Source organism: Dokdonia sp. 4H-3-7-5, assembly GCF_000212355.1.
Lineage (GTDB): Bacteria > Bacteroidota > Bacteroidia > Flavobacteriales > Flavobacteriaceae > Dokdonia.
In genome coordinates this window covers 883,889-897,155 of the sequence record NC_015496.1, presented here as the reverse complement: position 1 = coordinate 897,155, position 13,267 = coordinate 883,889, and the positions used below count along the sequence as shown (strand labels likewise).

Sequence of the window (13,267 nt, the reverse complement as noted above, 5' to 3'; positions counted from 1 at the left end):
GTGTACCAAAATTAAATAAACACCTATGAAAAAAACATACATCGCCATAGTAGCCCTGGCAGTAGTCGTTTTAGGTCTTACAACTGAAACTGCAGTAGCACAACAAGATGCTCAGTACACGCAGTATATGTATAATACATTGAGTATAAACCCAGCCTATGCCGGTGCAAGGGGAGGTCTAAGTGTATTAGGATTACATCGTAGTCAGTGGGTAGGTCTAGATGGAGCTCCTAGAACGCAAACGGTTTCCATACATTCTCCAGTAGGAGAGTCAAAACGTGTAGGACTTGGTTTAAATATTACTAATGATGAGATATTTATAAGTAATGAGACATATATAGATGTAGATTTTAGCTATACAATACCTACCAGTGATGAGGGAAAGCTAGCTTTTGGATTAAAAGGAGGTGTACATTTACTTGATATTAATTACAGCGAGGCAAACCCATTTCAAAATGGGGATAATCTAGCTACGGCTCAAAATAATATTGATAATAAATTTTCTCCACAAGTGGGACTTGGTATGTTTTATTATACAGATAAGTACTACTTAGGATTAAGTGCTCCTAATTTATTGCGTACAGAACACTTTGACGACAGTGATAACTCAAACAGCACAAACTCGACGTTTCTAGCACGTGAGAGAATCAATTATTACTTGACGACGGGATACGTATTTGATATTACTCAAGACTTCAAATTCAAGCCTGCAGGACTTGTAAAAGCTGTTCAAGGAGCACCACTACAAGTAGATGTAACTGCAAATGCGTTACTCTATGATAAATTAACACTTGGTCTTGCATATAGATGGAGTGCAGCATTAAGTGGTCTGGTAGGTTTCCAGATTACAGATAGTTTAATGATAGGATTTGCTTATGATAGGGAGACCACAGAGCTACAACAATTCAATAATGGTAGTTATGAAGTGTTCTTAAGGTTTGAAGTATTTAAGCAGCCTAAGCAATTAATATCTCCACGTTTCTTTTAATTCTTTGTAAGTAGAAGATTTTTAAAACACATATTTATGAAAAAAGTATTCCACTATATAATTATTTTATCCTTCATTTTTGGTGGTGCCCTTGGGTATGCTCAAGAAGGTAAGGTTAAAGTTGCAGGAGAAAAATTTGAAGAATTTGCATACGTAAATGCACGTGATTTGTACTTACGAGTTGCAAATAGAGGATTTACCTCTCCAGAGGTTTTTTCAAAACTAGGGGACTCTTATTATTTTACAGCAGACTATGCAGATGCAGTACAATGGTATGAAAAGTTAATTGCGACAGGAGGAGATATCGCACCTGAGTATTATTTTAGATACGCGCAATCACTTAAAAGTATAAAGAAATACGACAAGGCAGATAAAATGATGGCTGTATTCGTACAAATGAGCGGTACAGATACTCGAGGGGAAATGTTTGAAAAGGAACGTGACTATCTCAAGGAAATAGAAGCACAGTCTGGAAGATATGCTATACAGCAGGTTAATTTTAATACAGAATTGCAAGATTTTAGTCCAAGCTTTCTTGGTGAAAGAGTTGTAATTTCTTCAAATAGAAAGAGTAGCACTGGTGACTACATCCACGATTGGAATAATCAGCCTTTCTTAGACTTATATGTTGTAGATAACGCAAAAGGTGAAAACCCTACTATTGAAAAATTTTCAAAAAATATAAACACTCCTTATCATGAGAGTAGCTCTGTCTTTACAGAAAGTGGAGATGAGATGTATTTTACGCGTAACAATTACAGTAAAAAAACAAAACTCAAAAGAGATGAAGATGGAACTACAAAATTAAAACTATATCATAGCTATAAACGAGGCGGTTCATGGAGCATTCCAGAAGAGCTTCCTTTTAATAGTGATGAGTACTCTACAGCGCATCCTGCATTGAGTCCTGACGGTTCAATATTATACTTTGCATCAGATATGCCAGGAACAAAAGGATTAAGTGATATATGGATGTCTACTATAAATGAAGATGGCACTTATGGAGCACCTGTAAACCTAGGAAGCGAGATTAACACAGAAGGAAGAGAAACCTTCCCTTTTGTGAGTAGCGACAACAAATTGTTTTATGCCACAGATGGCCACATAGGTCTTGGAGGATTAGATGTTTTTGTTACGCAATTAAGTGATGAGGGTAAGGTAGGAGCTTCATATAATATAGGAAAGCCTGTTAATAGTAGTGCAGATGATTTTGGACTTATTTTAAGCGAATCTAGAGGAACTGGATATTTTTCATCAAGCCGAGCATCTGGTTTAGGCAATGATGATATTTATAGCTTTACAAGAGATAGAAAGATCCTAACTAATTGTGCTCAGAATATTGTAGGTACGACAAGAGATGTAAAGACAGATGAAATACTTCCTCAAACTACAGTGACATTAAGAGATAAGGTAAACCAAGTTGTAGCAACGGTAACAAGTGATGATCTAGGGAATTTTACTTTTAGTGATGTAAATTGTAATGAAACTTATGTGGTGCGAGGTACAAAGGATAATTATGAACCATTTGAAGTGATATTAACAACTAGTACGGATGTTGGAGGCGTTATTAACAGAGATCTGTATCTTAAGCCAGACGCCAGACTTGATATAGGTGGAGACCTTTCTAAAATATTAGAACTTAATCCTATTTATTTTGATTTTGATAAGTCAAATATACGTCCAGATGCCTCTCTTGAACTTGAGAAGGTGATAGCAGTGATGCAACAGTATCCTGCGTTAAAAATTGACGTTAGATCACATACAGATAGTCGTGCGCCAGATGCTTATAACATGAAACTTTCTCAACGTAGAAATGTATCTACTATACGTTATATTGTGCAACAAGGAGGTATTGAAGCTTATAGACTCACAGGTCGCGGCTATGGAGAAACGCAGCTTACAAATGCGTGTGCTAATGGAATAGAGTGCACTGAAGAAGAGCACCAGCTTAATAGAAGGTCAGAATTTATTATAATGGCAAAATAAAATCTGTCTATAACTATAAAAAAACCTCGCTCAGTAATGAGCGAGGTTTTTTTATGGGTAATGTCGAGCTTCTTAAACTCTTAAGAAAATGTGTGTCAATTAATATTACTTATATGTCTTTACTGCTTGTATACAACACCATCTTTCATAACAAAAGAAACACTTTCTGTTGTTGCTATGTTTCGGGTTGGGTCATCATCTGTTGCTACAATGTCTGCAAGATAACCAGCAGCTATTACCCCTAACTTACCTTCCATATCTAATAGCTTTCCATTTGTGATGGTAGCAGATTGGATAGCGAACATAGGTGACCATCCATATTCTGTCATGTAGCGAAACTCTTTTGCATTCTCTCCATGAGGAAATACTCCGGCATCTGTTCCAAAAGCTATGTTTACTCCAGATTGTGCAACCATGGTAAATGTCTTTTTAAGTGTAGCATCTACTTTTTCAATCTTAGGAATAATAATGTCTGGATAGTATCCTTTTACTTTTGCCTTAGCTGCAACATATTTTCCTGCAGATAGTGTAGGCACTAGATAGGTTCCATGTTGTTTCATGAGTTTTACGGTTTCTTCATCCATAAAGGAGCCGTGTTCTATAGTTTGTACACCAGCTTTGATAGCGCGTTGCATACCTTCTTTTCCGTGGGCATGCGCAGCGACGTGCATTCCGTATTCTTTGGCGGTGCGCACAATCTCATCTACCTCCTCTTGGCGAAACTGTGGGTTGTCTCCGTTCTTACTCACGCTAAGTACTCCACCAGTTGCGGTAATCTTTATTAAGTCGGCGCCATTTTTATAGCGTTGTCTTACTGCTTTTCTAGCATCGTCTACACTATTAATAACTCCTTCGGCCGGACCAGGATCACCCATATTAACCTTTTTAAAGCCATTTGTGGGATCTGCATGACCTCCAGTGGTTCCTATAGCCTTTTCGGCAGTAAAGATGCGTGGACCTCTCGTTGTGCCGTTATTTATAGCATTTCTTAAAGATACATTTACACCGCTTCCTCCTAAATCTCGTACAGTAGTAAATCCTGCCATGAGTGTTCTCTCTGCAATTTCGGCAGCAGTAAAAGCTACGTCTGCTTCATTTTTAGTAAAGGTTTCCAGATATTGTTTCGGATTGGTCTCACTCTCGACGTGCACGTGCATGTCTATAAAGCCAGGCATTACTGTCTTTGACTTAAGATCAATGATGGTCTGGCCACTTTTCGCGGAAGCGTAACCTTTCTCAACTTTTATAATGCTATTGCCTAAAATGGTTACTGTTTGTTCGGTTAAAACTTTTCCATTTTCTGTGTCAATCAGTTTCCCGCAATGGAGAAGGGTTTCTTGACCTGATAGCATAAAACTTGTAAATACGACAAGTAGTAGAGAGAGGTGGTATTTCATAGCTTATTTATTTACAAAATCAATAATAGTTTTAGTTATAAATGCAATTTGATCATCCTCTAGTTCTGTGTGCATAGGTAAGGAGATACAATCCTTCACAATAGCATTAGTCACTGGGAAGTCTGCCTCATTATAGCGAGTGTCTTTATACGCCTTCTGGCTGTGTAATGGTATTGGATAGTACACTCCACAAGGAATACCATTTTCATTAAGATGTTTTACTAGCGCATCGCGATCTGTATCATTTACTCTAAGTGTGTACTGGTGAAAGACGTGGCAATCACAGCTGTCACATATAAATGGAGTTATAATTTTAGGCTCATTTGTAAAAGCGGCAGTGTATTTACGAGCAGCATCTCTTCTGGCCTTATTGTAACTGTCTAAATGAGGTAATTTTGCTCTAAGTACCGCAGCTTGTATGGAATCTAGCCTACTATTAACACCTACTACATCGTGGTGATAACGCTCATACATACCGTGGTTTACTATTCCTCTAATGGTGTGAGCTAGCTCATCATCATTTGTAAAAATAGCACCACCGTCGCCGTAGCATCCTAGGTTTTTAGATGGAAAGAAAGACGTTGTACCTACGTGTCCTATACCACCAGTTTTAACTTTCTGTCCGTCACGGCCAGTAAATGTAGAACCTATTCCTTGTGCGTTATCTTCTATTACGTAAAGATTATGCTCCTTAGCAAGATCCATAATGGCATCCATATTTGCTGCCATCCCAAAAAGGTGCACAGGTACTATTGCCTTAGTTTTTGGAGTAATTGCCTTTTTTATGGCTTCAATATCGATGTTAAAGTTTACAGGGTCAACATCTACTAGTACCGGTGTAAGCTTTAAAAGCGCGATAACTTCTACAGTAGCGGCAAATGTAAAATCTGCAGTGATTACTTCATCACCTTGCTCTAGACCTAGGCCCATCATAGCAATTTGTAAAGCGTCTGTGCCGTTTGCACAAGGAATAACATTTTTTACCCCTAGGTATTCCTCTAGTTCTTTTTGAAAGGCGTGTACTTCCGGTCCGTTTACAAAAGCGGTATTTTCAATCACCTCCATGATTGAGCTATCAACGCGTTCTTTGATCTGTGCATATTGACCTTTAAGGTCGACCATTTGGATTTTTTTCATCGTATAGTGGGAGGGAAGCAAGTGGCAACCCTGCAAGTGTAGTTATGAATACATGTGATTTTTCACACAAAACGAAATTACAAAAACTACAACCGCTTAACAATCTATTTATAGAACAAAGCACTATTTTTGAAACCATGCATAAATTGTATTCTCTTTTAATCACGCTTATTCAAGCGCTAATTCCAGTAGCTGGTTTTTTTAATGCAAAGCTTAAAAAGTCTATAATTGGGCGTAGGCACACCTTGAAAACCCTTAAACGAGAACTCATAGCTGGCAAGCCTACTATCTGGATGCATGCAGCCTCTTTAGGAGAATATGAGCAGGGAGTGCCCGTTCTTGAAGAGTTAAAAAAGAAGTATCCAGAACACCAGATGGTAATAAGCTTTTTCTCCCCTTCTGGTTATGAGATTAAAAAGAATAACGCTTTCGCGAAAGCTACCGTTTACCTGCCATTTGACACCCCAAAAAATGTTTCTAGGTTTTTAGATATAGTATCTCCAGAGATGGTGTTTTTTGTGAAATATGAATTCTGGCCGAACTATTTAAGCGAACTCAAACGCCGAAAAATTCGTACGTTTTTGATTTCAGGGGTATTTAGGGAGAGTCAGCCATTTTTTAAGCCTTATGGAAAGTGGATGACGCCATCATTAAAGAGCTTTGAGTACTTTTTTTTACAAAATGAAGATTCTGCTATTGCATTGCAGAAGTTGGGATTTAAAAATTTTAGCGTAAGCGGAGATACCAGATATGATAGAGTAAGTCATCAAATTGAAATGGATAACACTTTAGATTTTGTTCATACTTTTAAGAATGACAAAACATGTGTAGTATGCGGCAGTACTTGGGCAGAAGATGATAATGTGATTGTAAATTTTATTAATCTTAATGAAGGAATAGCAAAATTCATAATAGCACCACATGAAATTAAGCCAGATAAAATTGCGTTGCTAGCCTCAAGTATTAAGGGCAGAGTAGTCCTATACTCTCAAATGAGTGCAGCGTCACTGGCGTCTTGCGATGTATTGATTATAGATACTATAGGTCTTCTTACTAAAATATATAGCTATGCAGATATTGCTTACGTGGGTGGAGCGATGGGAACTACAGGACTGCATAATATTCTGGAGCCAGCAACCTTTGGTGTACCCATAATTACAGGAGGCAATTTTGATAAGTTTCCGGAAGCAAAAAAGCTACAGCAACTCGCAGGACTTTATGCCGTAACTAATCAGGCCGAATTTGATGAGCGTTTATCCAAATTAATCTTAGATGAAAAATTTAGAGCGCAAACAGGGATGATTGCGGGACACTTTATTAATAGTAATACGGGTGCCACAAAAGCGATTGTTGACTACTTGAGTAATTAGTTTACTCAAAACTAAATGACGGTTTCTAAGTTACTATAGATACAGCCTCTCTTAAGTATCTTCTAAAGGGGAGCATCTCTTTATAGACTGTTATAATTCTTTTTTCAAAATCATCTGCTAGTACTTGTTCTTGTGAGAGTGTCACTTCTACTGCAAACGTTTTATTTCTTAATAAATCTATGTGTGGGTGCTCTTTTGAAAATCCTTTTGGAGCTGTTTTAAGTTTATCGTCCTCCCATAAACCACCAAAGGTTTTTATAAAACTAGGTTTGTTAATAATAGCTTTTAACTCCTCACCATTATAATCTATGGCTTCGCGTATACTTTGTAATATCTCTTTTTTAGGCCTCCAAAAACCTCCTGCTAGTAAATTCTGACTGAGACCTATTTCAATATAAAAATCTCCTTGTTTTGTTTTCTGGTCTAGTCCGGCACCTATGTGATTTTTGTAAATAGGTTTGTTAGGATGAAACATCAAATTGTTATTGATGCGATTGATTGCTTTTTTACCTGGGGTGTCAAAATACTCAGTATCAAATTGCGCGAGTTGGTCATTTAAGTGATTAAGCCATTTGATGTGATTGTCTCGTATATGATGATACTCATTTCTATGAGTATCCATCCACTCTTTTGAGTTGTTCTGTTGTAGTTGTTCTAAGAAATTGTAAGTGTCTCTAAAATCCATAAAATAAAATTAACAGTTTTTATCTATAAAAGATCTAGATATTCAAAAGTTAACGAATGATTTAGAAAACATTGGTTATAAATTATGTTTATGGATGTATAACTAATATACATTTGTACTCTAAACAACCATCAAATTATGAAAACAAGAAATATCACACTCATCGCTCTATTAATTGCATCGTTTACAATAGCAAGCTGTAGAGAGACTGAGGTAAAAGAAACTACAGTTGTTAAAGAGGTCCAAGTAGAAACTGAAAGAGACAATGAAGGCATTTTAGAAAGAGCAGCAAAGAAAGTAGATAATAAAGTAAATGAGGAAATTGACGAAGAGATAGAAAAAATAGGAGACGACAACTAAAAGTCGCTCACGTTCGTATATCACTTAATTAACTATTTAATTTATTTAAAATGAAAAGAATTTTTTTAAGTCTAACACTTGTAGCTCTTTTAGGAACCTCATTTACACTTACTTCTTGTAGAGAGAATAAAACTGTGGAAGTATCTACAGACAATGATGATGTAGAAGATGCAATGGATGATGTAGAGGACGCTATGGATGACGCTGGAGATGCTATAGAAGAAGGTGTTGACGAGATTAAAGAAAATACAGGAACTGGTGGTACAGACGATAATTAAGTCTAATAACCACTTGTTTTAACAACCAAAATTTAAAATTATGAAATCATTAAAAATAGGAGTTTTGGCTCTTGGTATCCTTGCGGTATCATTTACATCTTGTAAAGAGAAAAAAACTGAAGCCGAAGTTATTATTGAAGAAGCAAAGGCTAAAGGTGACGTAACTAAGGAAAAAGATACTGATGATGGCTACAAATTAAAGGTAGAAGGCGTAGACGGTTCTGAAACTAAGGTTAAAGTAGATGAGGACGGAGAGGTAAAAGTAAAAACTGATAACTAATTATCAAGTTTATATTGTAAAAGGTCGATAGCTCACGGAGTTATCGACCTTTTTTTATGCTTTAAATTGTGTCATCTGTGCCTTAAGATCTAGCATTGATTGCTGCAGTTCTTTGAGTAAACTATTGCTACTTCCTTCGTCAAGACTAAAAGTGAGCTTACTATTTACCTGCCATATTTCTTGAATGTCACTTACCGCTACTTCGTAAGGCACATATTCTTCATTTATAGATATTAATAGCACCTTCTTGGAATCTGGCATTTTCTGTAGTTTCTTTACAACTACGGCGTCTTGTAAGACAATGACATACACTTTATTATCACTAGCATAGTCTAAGCTCTCTACTCCTTTTGCAAGTACCCAATCGTCTGGTCTAAAACTAGGCATCATACTGTCGCCTTCTATTTGAAAACCTCTGTAAGTAGCGTTACGATACTGTGGGATAGGAAAATCAAAGGCTGGTAGTTTTTGATACCACTCTACATCTGCAATATTATTAGGATATCCGGCAGCTGCTTTTTGATTTACCAGCACCATGTTTTCATTATCATCTTTATCGACTACAACAACCTTAGGACTTACATCACTTTTGTCTGTATTGAGATGTTTTTGCTTGCTATAGCCATAAATCCATAATGGATTGATATTGAAGAGTCTCAATAGCTCAGTAATAACTTGTCCAGATAGTTTTGTTCTACCACGTTCTATATCTGCCGTGCTATTTTTTATTCCTAATTTATCTGCAAATTCTGCCTGTGTGAAGTCGTGATCTTCGCGTACTTCTTTAAATCTGCGTATTTCTGAAGGTAAATCATTTATGCCCATAGGGTAAATGTATGAAAATTAGGAATAATTCCTACCATAAATTGTTTTATTAATTTTTTTAGAAAAATTCAAGAAATGCATTCCAAATCAAGTTTTTTCTTAAATCGTTAATATATTGACATATTACCTAAGAATTTTGCATTTAGTCGATAATCAGCTTATAATACAGAGCTATCATGCTATGAGAATGTGAAATTATGTTAAATTCGCGCATCTAATTATCCAAACAAATTTCAATTATGAAAAGATTTATTTTAAATGTTGCTGCTTTAGCATTAATCGTAGGAGCTGTTTCTTGTAGAGAAATGGAAGAAAAAGCAAACGAGGCTGGAAATGCTGTTGAAAACGCTGCAAATGCAACTGGTGATGCTCTTAATGACGCAGGAAACTCTGTAAAAGATGCCGCTGGTGAAGCTGCTGATGCTGCTGGCGATGCTGCAAATGAAGCTGGAAATGCTATCGAAAACGCTACCGATGCAACTGTAGAGGGTGCAAAAGATGCTGCGAATGCAACTGGTGATGCTATAAACGATGCTGCTAATGCAACCAAAGATGCTGCAAACGATGCTGCAGATGCAACTAGAGATGCTGCAAATAAAGCTGGTGATGCTGTAAAAAAAGCAGTAAACTAATTTATATATAGTTTACAAAAATTATAATGTATTAAGACATTGTAATTTTTAGACAATAAAAAACCAGCCCTAGGGCTGGTTTTTTTATGGCTATGTGTTGATACTTTATTCTGGAAGCGCTGCGCTACTTGCCGTCACATCTCTGTTTATTTTTCTCATAAGACCTTGTAAAACTTTACCTGGTCCTACTTCTATAAAATCCGTTGAGCCATCGGCAATCATTTGTTGTATAGTTTGTGTCCATTTTACAGGAGCAGTAAGCTGTGCGATAAGATTTTTTTGAATCTCGCTAGCACTTGTAACAGCACTAGCAGTCACATTTTGATAAATAGGGCATACTGGGTTTTTAAAAACTGTATTCTCTATCGCTGCTGCTAGTTCTTCACGAGCTGGCTCCATCATAGGAGAGTGAAAGGCACCACCTACTGGCAGCACTAGAGCACGGCGTGCACCTTTTTCCTTCATAGCCTCACAAGCTTTGTTAATCGCTTCTACCTCACCAGAAATAACAAGCTGACCAGGGCAGTTGTAATTTGCTGCTACAACAACACCAGCAATTTCATTACAAACTTCTTCTACGACGTGATCTTCAAGACCTAAAACGGCCGCCATAGTAGAAGGTCGTAATTCACATGCCTTTTGCATCGCTTGAGCACGCTTACTTACTAGTTTAAGACCATCTTCAAAGTCTAACGCACCACTTGCCACTAGTGCAGAGAACTCCCCAAGAGAGTGACCAGCAACCATAGAAGGTTCAAAATCTGTCATCACTGTTTTAATAGCAATTGAATGGATGAATATGGCAGGTTGTGTAACGTTAGTTTGCTTTAAATCCTCTGCAGACCCTTCAAACATTACATCTGTAATATTAAAACCTAATACATCGTTTGCCTTTAAAAAAAGGTTCTGTGCAAGAGGGTATTTTTCAAAAATATCTAGACCCATTCCTGAGAATTGGGCTCCTTGTCCTGGAAATATATATGCTTTCATAAATTAGAATTCATTAGTTGGCGTAAAAATACAAAACCTAGAAGATACCTGTTGTTATTACGTTTTCGCGAAAGCGTTAAAACTATAAGACAGGGTTATGAGCTTTTTTTCCAGCTTTGAAACGTAAACCCATTTTTATGTCTATCATCTACGTCGTGAAAAACACTGCTTACTAACTCCCATTGGTTTGTGTTAATCTCTGGGAAAAAAGCATCTGCTTCAAATTCATTATGAACGCGTGTGAGTTCTATGTGTGTGGCATAGTCCATCCCTAATTTGTAAATCTCACCACCACCTATAATATAAGTATGAGCTTCATCCTTACTGTAAGCTAGTGCATCTTCAAGAGAATGTACTACAATAGCATTTTCTGCCTTATAATTTACGTCACGAGTGATCACTATGTGCGTGCGATTAGGTAATGGTTTAGGGAAAGATTCCCACGTTTTACGTCCCATTATAATGTGGTGCCCAGTGGTTAATTGCTTAAAATGTCTAAAATCGTCTGGCAAATGCCAAGGGATGTTACCATCTTTTCCTAAAGCATTATTTTCTGCAGCTGCAGCAATCATCGTTATCATAGGAGCGTATTCTGGTTGTCTAGTGGTAGGGATGGCCCCCTCATTAATGGACTTTTTTTTTCTGGTAATGGATTTGATAAAGCGACATTTTCTTCCAGCTCTGCTATGCGTACTTTCTGTTTGGCAACAAGTCTATCGAGGTGCTTTTGTTCCCACTCTTTATTCATAAACTTGCTCATGAGCAATACGTTTATAAGGTGTATGAGGAAAAAGAAGGTCCATATAAGTATTGCCCACACAAACCATGGCCTTTGGAATGGTTTAAATTCTTCACCTACATGAAGTACTTGGTTAATAACAATAAGTAAGATTGCGCCAGCAAGAAATGTAACAAAGTGTCTATAGAGATTCTTCTTTTGACGCACGCGTGCTTGCGCGTTTTCAATAAGTTCTTTTTGAACAGGGTCAATAGAAGTAGTAGTTTTCTTTGAAAATAGTGACATAAAATGCGACCTTTAGATGGTTATATAAAATTAGCCATTTTGAGCGTCAATAGTAAATAGCTTATGAAAAATTTTGCAAAACTCTTTCCTATTTTAAAACAGTACGCATATCTCAACACTGCGGCATCGGGCTTATTATCACTGCCTGTGATGGAGTGGCGTCAAGAGCATGATCTCGATTTTCTTATACAGGGTAGTATACTTAAAGAGAATCAAGCAAAAGTGCTCACAGGCGTACGAGAAAAGGTAGGCAAGCTTTTTTCATGTAAAGCAAACAGAGTCGCACTTGTGCCTAATTTTTCTTACGGATTCAACACGCTTATAGAAGGGATAACAACGCATAAAAAAGTACTTCTTTTAGAAGGAGATTACCCTTCGGTAAACTGGCCTTTTGAGAGTCGCGACTTTGACCAGAGTTATATAAAAATTAAGGGTGCTATTGAGGAGGAGATAGCAACCGCTTTCGCGAAAGCGCAACCAGATATATTTGCATTTTCTATGGTACAGTGGTTATCTGGTATAAAAATCAATCATGAGTTCCTTAAAGAGTTAAAGTCAAAATATCCCGACACCTTATTTTTTGCTGATGCTACGCAATATCTAGGCACCGAAATGTTTGATTTTGATAATTCTGCATTTGATGTGATAGGAGGAAGTACTTACAAGTGGATGAATGCTGGATATGGTAATGCATTATTTTTATTTAAAGAGTCTGTAGCAGAGCGTGTAGCTCCTAGAACTACAGGTTTTAATTCTATACAAGGAAAGTACAAACCTCAGGAGGGTAGTTTTTTAGGAAGGTTTGAGCCAGGTCATCAAGACACACTTAACTATGGAAGCTTAGGAGTTGCCATCGATGTGATACGACAGCTAGGTATGAAAACCATAGATGAAAAAGTAAAAACTATAAACGCTAAAGCAAAAGAAGCCTTTGCCGAGAGAGGACTTATTTCAAAAGAAATTATAGATCGAGTAGATCATGGTTCATTTTTTAATATCAAGGGAAATGACCAGCTTGTCGCACGATTAAGGGATGAAGGAATAATAACTATTGCACGAGGTGAAGGTGTGCGGGTAGGATTTCATTATTTTAATACAGAAGAAGATCTCAATAAATTGCTAGCTCTTGTGTAGCATCAAATAAGGGTTGCGTGTAGAGTTTACGATTAATACAGTACTAACTTTGTGATGTTCGATAAACAATTACGACACTTTTAGGAAGTGCAAACGTTTTCGCTTTGTGGCTTTTTAATTTTAAAGCTCCCAAAATTGTTATATCGTAAAAATAAGGTTAAACTATTGATATGATGTTTTT

15 protein-coding genes are annotated in these 13,267 nt (G+C 36.9%); 8 read left to right on the top strand and 7 right to left on the bottom strand.

Annotation, left to right across the window (positions count from 1 at the left end; all coding sequences use genetic code 11):
• The first annotated feature begins 25 nt into the window (after positions 1-25).
• Together KRODI_RS04000 and KRODI_RS03995 are read left to right on the top strand one after the other, a co-directional pair.
• Positions 26-988, top strand: a complete 963-nt coding sequence (locus KRODI_RS04000) for a type IX secretion system membrane protein PorP/SprF (RefSeq protein WP_013750291.1) — start codon at positions 26-28, stop codon at positions 986-988.
• A 36-nt stretch (positions 989-1,024) separates the two neighbouring features.
• Positions 1,025-2,974, top strand: coding sequence for an OmpA family protein (locus KRODI_RS03995; protein ID WP_013750290.1), 1,950 nt, complete (start codon positions 1,025-1,027; stop codon positions 2,972-2,974).
• Between the two features lie 119 nt (positions 2,975-3,093).
• Here the strand turns inward: KRODI_RS03995 and KRODI_RS03990 are convergent, their stop codons facing one another.
• Together KRODI_RS03990 and KRODI_RS03985 are read right to left on the bottom strand one after the other, a co-directional pair.
• Entirely contained in the window at positions 3,094-4,371 is a 1,278-nt protein-coding gene (locus KRODI_RS03990; protein ID WP_013750289.1) for a metal-dependent hydrolase family protein, read from the bottom strand.
• Positions 4,372-4,374: 3 nt separating this feature from the next.
• Positions 4,375-5,508, bottom strand: a complete 1,134-nt coding sequence (locus tag KRODI_RS03985; protein WP_041295613.1) for a DegT/DnrJ/EryC1/StrS family aminotransferase — start codon at positions 5,506-5,508, stop codon at positions 4,375-4,377.
• A gap of 137 nt (positions 5,509-5,645) precedes the next feature.
• On the opposite strand from KRODI_RS03985, the gene KRODI_RS03980 reads away from it, so the two are divergent.
• Entirely contained in the window at positions 5,646-6,878 is a 1,233-nt protein-coding gene (locus tag KRODI_RS03980) for a 3-deoxy-D-manno-octulosonic acid transferase (protein WP_041295790.1), read from the top strand.
• A gap of 25 nt (positions 6,879-6,903) precedes the next feature.
• Here the strand turns inward: KRODI_RS03980 and KRODI_RS03975 are convergent, their stop codons facing one another.
• The gene (locus tag KRODI_RS03975) at positions 6,904-7,563 is read right to left on the bottom strand and encodes a DUF2461 domain-containing protein (RefSeq protein ID WP_013750286.1); all 660 of its coding nucleotides are present in this window, start codon (positions 7,561-7,563) and stop codon (positions 6,904-6,906) included.
• Positions 7,564-7,701: 138 nt separating this feature from the next.
• Between KRODI_RS03975 and KRODI_RS03970 the strand changes: the two genes are divergently transcribed.
• Genes KRODI_RS03970 through KRODI_RS03960 form a run of 3 tightly spaced genes read left to right on the top strand, consistent with a single transcriptional unit; the run spans position 7,702 to position 8,481 of the window.
• Entirely contained in the window at positions 7,702-7,923 is a 222-nt protein-coding gene (locus tag KRODI_RS03970) for a hypothetical protein (protein WP_013750285.1), read from the top strand.
• 50 nt (positions 7,924-7,973) lie between these two features.
• Positions 7,974-8,201 (top strand): hypothetical protein, encoded by a 228-nt coding sequence (locus tag KRODI_RS03965; protein WP_013750284.1) that lies wholly within the window; start codon positions 7,974-7,976, stop codon positions 8,199-8,201.
• A 40-nt stretch (positions 8,202-8,241) separates the two neighbouring features.
• Positions 8,242-8,481, top strand: coding sequence for a hypothetical protein (locus tag KRODI_RS03960; RefSeq protein WP_013750283.1), 240 nt, complete (start codon positions 8,242-8,244; stop codon positions 8,479-8,481).
• A 54-nt stretch (positions 8,482-8,535) separates the two neighbouring features.
• Here KRODI_RS03960 and KRODI_RS03955 read toward each other — a convergent pair whose 3' ends face one another.
• Complete coding sequence (locus tag KRODI_RS03955; protein WP_013750282.1) at positions 8,536-9,306, bottom strand: helix-turn-helix transcriptional regulator; 771 nt, start codon at positions 9,304-9,306, stop codon at positions 8,536-8,538.
• Between the two features lie 239 nt (positions 9,307-9,545).
• Between KRODI_RS03955 and KRODI_RS03950 the strand changes: the two genes are divergently transcribed.
• Positions 9,546-9,938, top strand: coding sequence for a hypothetical protein (locus KRODI_RS03950; RefSeq protein WP_013750281.1), 393 nt, complete (start codon positions 9,546-9,548; stop codon positions 9,936-9,938).
• Between the two features lie 105 nt (positions 9,939-10,043).
• Here the strand turns inward: KRODI_RS03950 and fabD are convergent, their stop codons facing one another.
• The 3 genes from fabD to KRODI_RS03935 form a co-directional block, all read right to left on the bottom strand.
• Positions 10,044-10,928: an ACP S-malonyltransferase gene (fabD, locus tag KRODI_RS03945; protein WP_013750280.1), complete on the bottom strand. Its 885-nt coding sequence runs from the start codon at positions 10,926-10,928 to the stop codon at positions 10,044-10,046.
• 95 nt (positions 10,929-11,023) lie between these two features.
• Positions 11,024-11,509: a dihydrofolate reductase gene (locus KRODI_RS03940; protein WP_013750279.1), complete on the bottom strand. Its 486-nt coding sequence runs from the start codon at positions 11,507-11,509 to the stop codon at positions 11,024-11,026.
• On the bottom strand, positions 11,506-11,952 hold the full coding sequence (locus KRODI_RS03935) for a 2TM domain-containing protein (RefSeq protein ID WP_013750278.1): 447 nt from the start codon (positions 11,950-11,952) through the stop codon (positions 11,506-11,508). Before KRODI_RS03935 ends, KRODI_RS03940 begins: the two co-directional genes overlap by 4 nt.
• A gap of 63 nt (positions 11,953-12,015) precedes the next feature.
• On the opposite strand from KRODI_RS03935, the gene KRODI_RS03930 reads away from it, so the two are divergent.
• Positions 12,016-13,086: an aminotransferase class V-fold PLP-dependent enzyme gene (locus tag KRODI_RS03930; protein WP_013750277.1), complete on the top strand. Its 1,071-nt coding sequence runs from the start codon at positions 12,016-12,018 to the stop codon at positions 13,084-13,086.
• Positions 13,087-13,267: the final 181 nt, after the last annotated feature.

What these genes read in the sequence shown, in the direction of transcription:
- KRODI_RS04000 (WP_013750291.1), top strand. Translation starts at nt 26, where the DNA reads ATGAAAAAAACATACATCGCCATAGTAGCCCTGGCAGTAGTCGTTTTA.
- KRODI_RS03995 (WP_013750290.1), top strand. Translation starts at nt 1,025, where the DNA reads ATGAAAAAAGTATTCCACTATATAATTATTTTATCCTTCATTTTTGGT.
- KRODI_RS03990 (WP_013750289.1), bottom strand. Translation starts at nt 4,371, where the DNA reads ATGAAATACCACCTCTCTCTACTACTTGTCGTATTTACAAGTTTTATG.
- KRODI_RS03985 (WP_041295613.1), bottom strand. Translation starts at nt 5,508, where the DNA reads ATGAAAAAAATCCAAATGGTCGACCTTAAAGGTCAATATGCACAGATC.
- KRODI_RS03980 (WP_041295790.1), top strand. Translation starts at nt 5,646, where the DNA reads ATGCATAAATTGTATTCTCTTTTAATCACGCTTATTCAAGCGCTAATT.
- KRODI_RS03975 (WP_013750286.1), bottom strand. Translation starts at nt 7,563, where the DNA reads ATGGATTTTAGAGACACTTACAATTTCTTAGAACAACTACAACAGAAC.
- KRODI_RS03970 (WP_013750285.1), top strand. Translation starts at nt 7,702, where the DNA reads ATGAAAACAAGAAATATCACACTCATCGCTCTATTAATTGCATCGTTT.
- KRODI_RS03965 (WP_013750284.1), top strand. Translation starts at nt 7,974, where the DNA reads ATGAAAAGAATTTTTTTAAGTCTAACACTTGTAGCTCTTTTAGGAACC.
- KRODI_RS03960 (WP_013750283.1), top strand. Translation starts at nt 8,242, where the DNA reads ATGAAATCATTAAAAATAGGAGTTTTGGCTCTTGGTATCCTTGCGGTA.
- KRODI_RS03955 (WP_013750282.1), bottom strand. Translation starts at nt 9,306, where the DNA reads ATGGGCATAAATGATTTACCTTCAGAAATACGCAGATTTAAAGAAGTA.
- KRODI_RS03950 (WP_013750281.1), top strand. Translation starts at nt 9,546, where the DNA reads ATGAAAAGATTTATTTTAAATGTTGCTGCTTTAGCATTAATCGTAGGA.
- fabD (WP_013750280.1), bottom strand. Translation starts at nt 10,928, where the DNA reads ATGAAAGCATATATATTTCCAGGACAAGGAGCCCAATTCTCAGGAATG.
- KRODI_RS03940 (WP_013750279.1), bottom strand. Translation starts at nt 11,509, where the DNA reads ATGATAACGATGATTGCTGCAGCTGCAGAAAATAATGCTTTAGGAAAA.
- KRODI_RS03935 (WP_013750278.1), bottom strand. Translation starts at nt 11,952, where the DNA reads ATGTCACTATTTTCAAAGAAAACTACTACTTCTATTGACCCTGTTCAA.
- KRODI_RS03930 (WP_013750277.1), top strand. Translation starts at nt 12,016, where the DNA reads ATGAAAAATTTTGCAAAACTCTTTCCTATTTTAAAACAGTACGCATAT.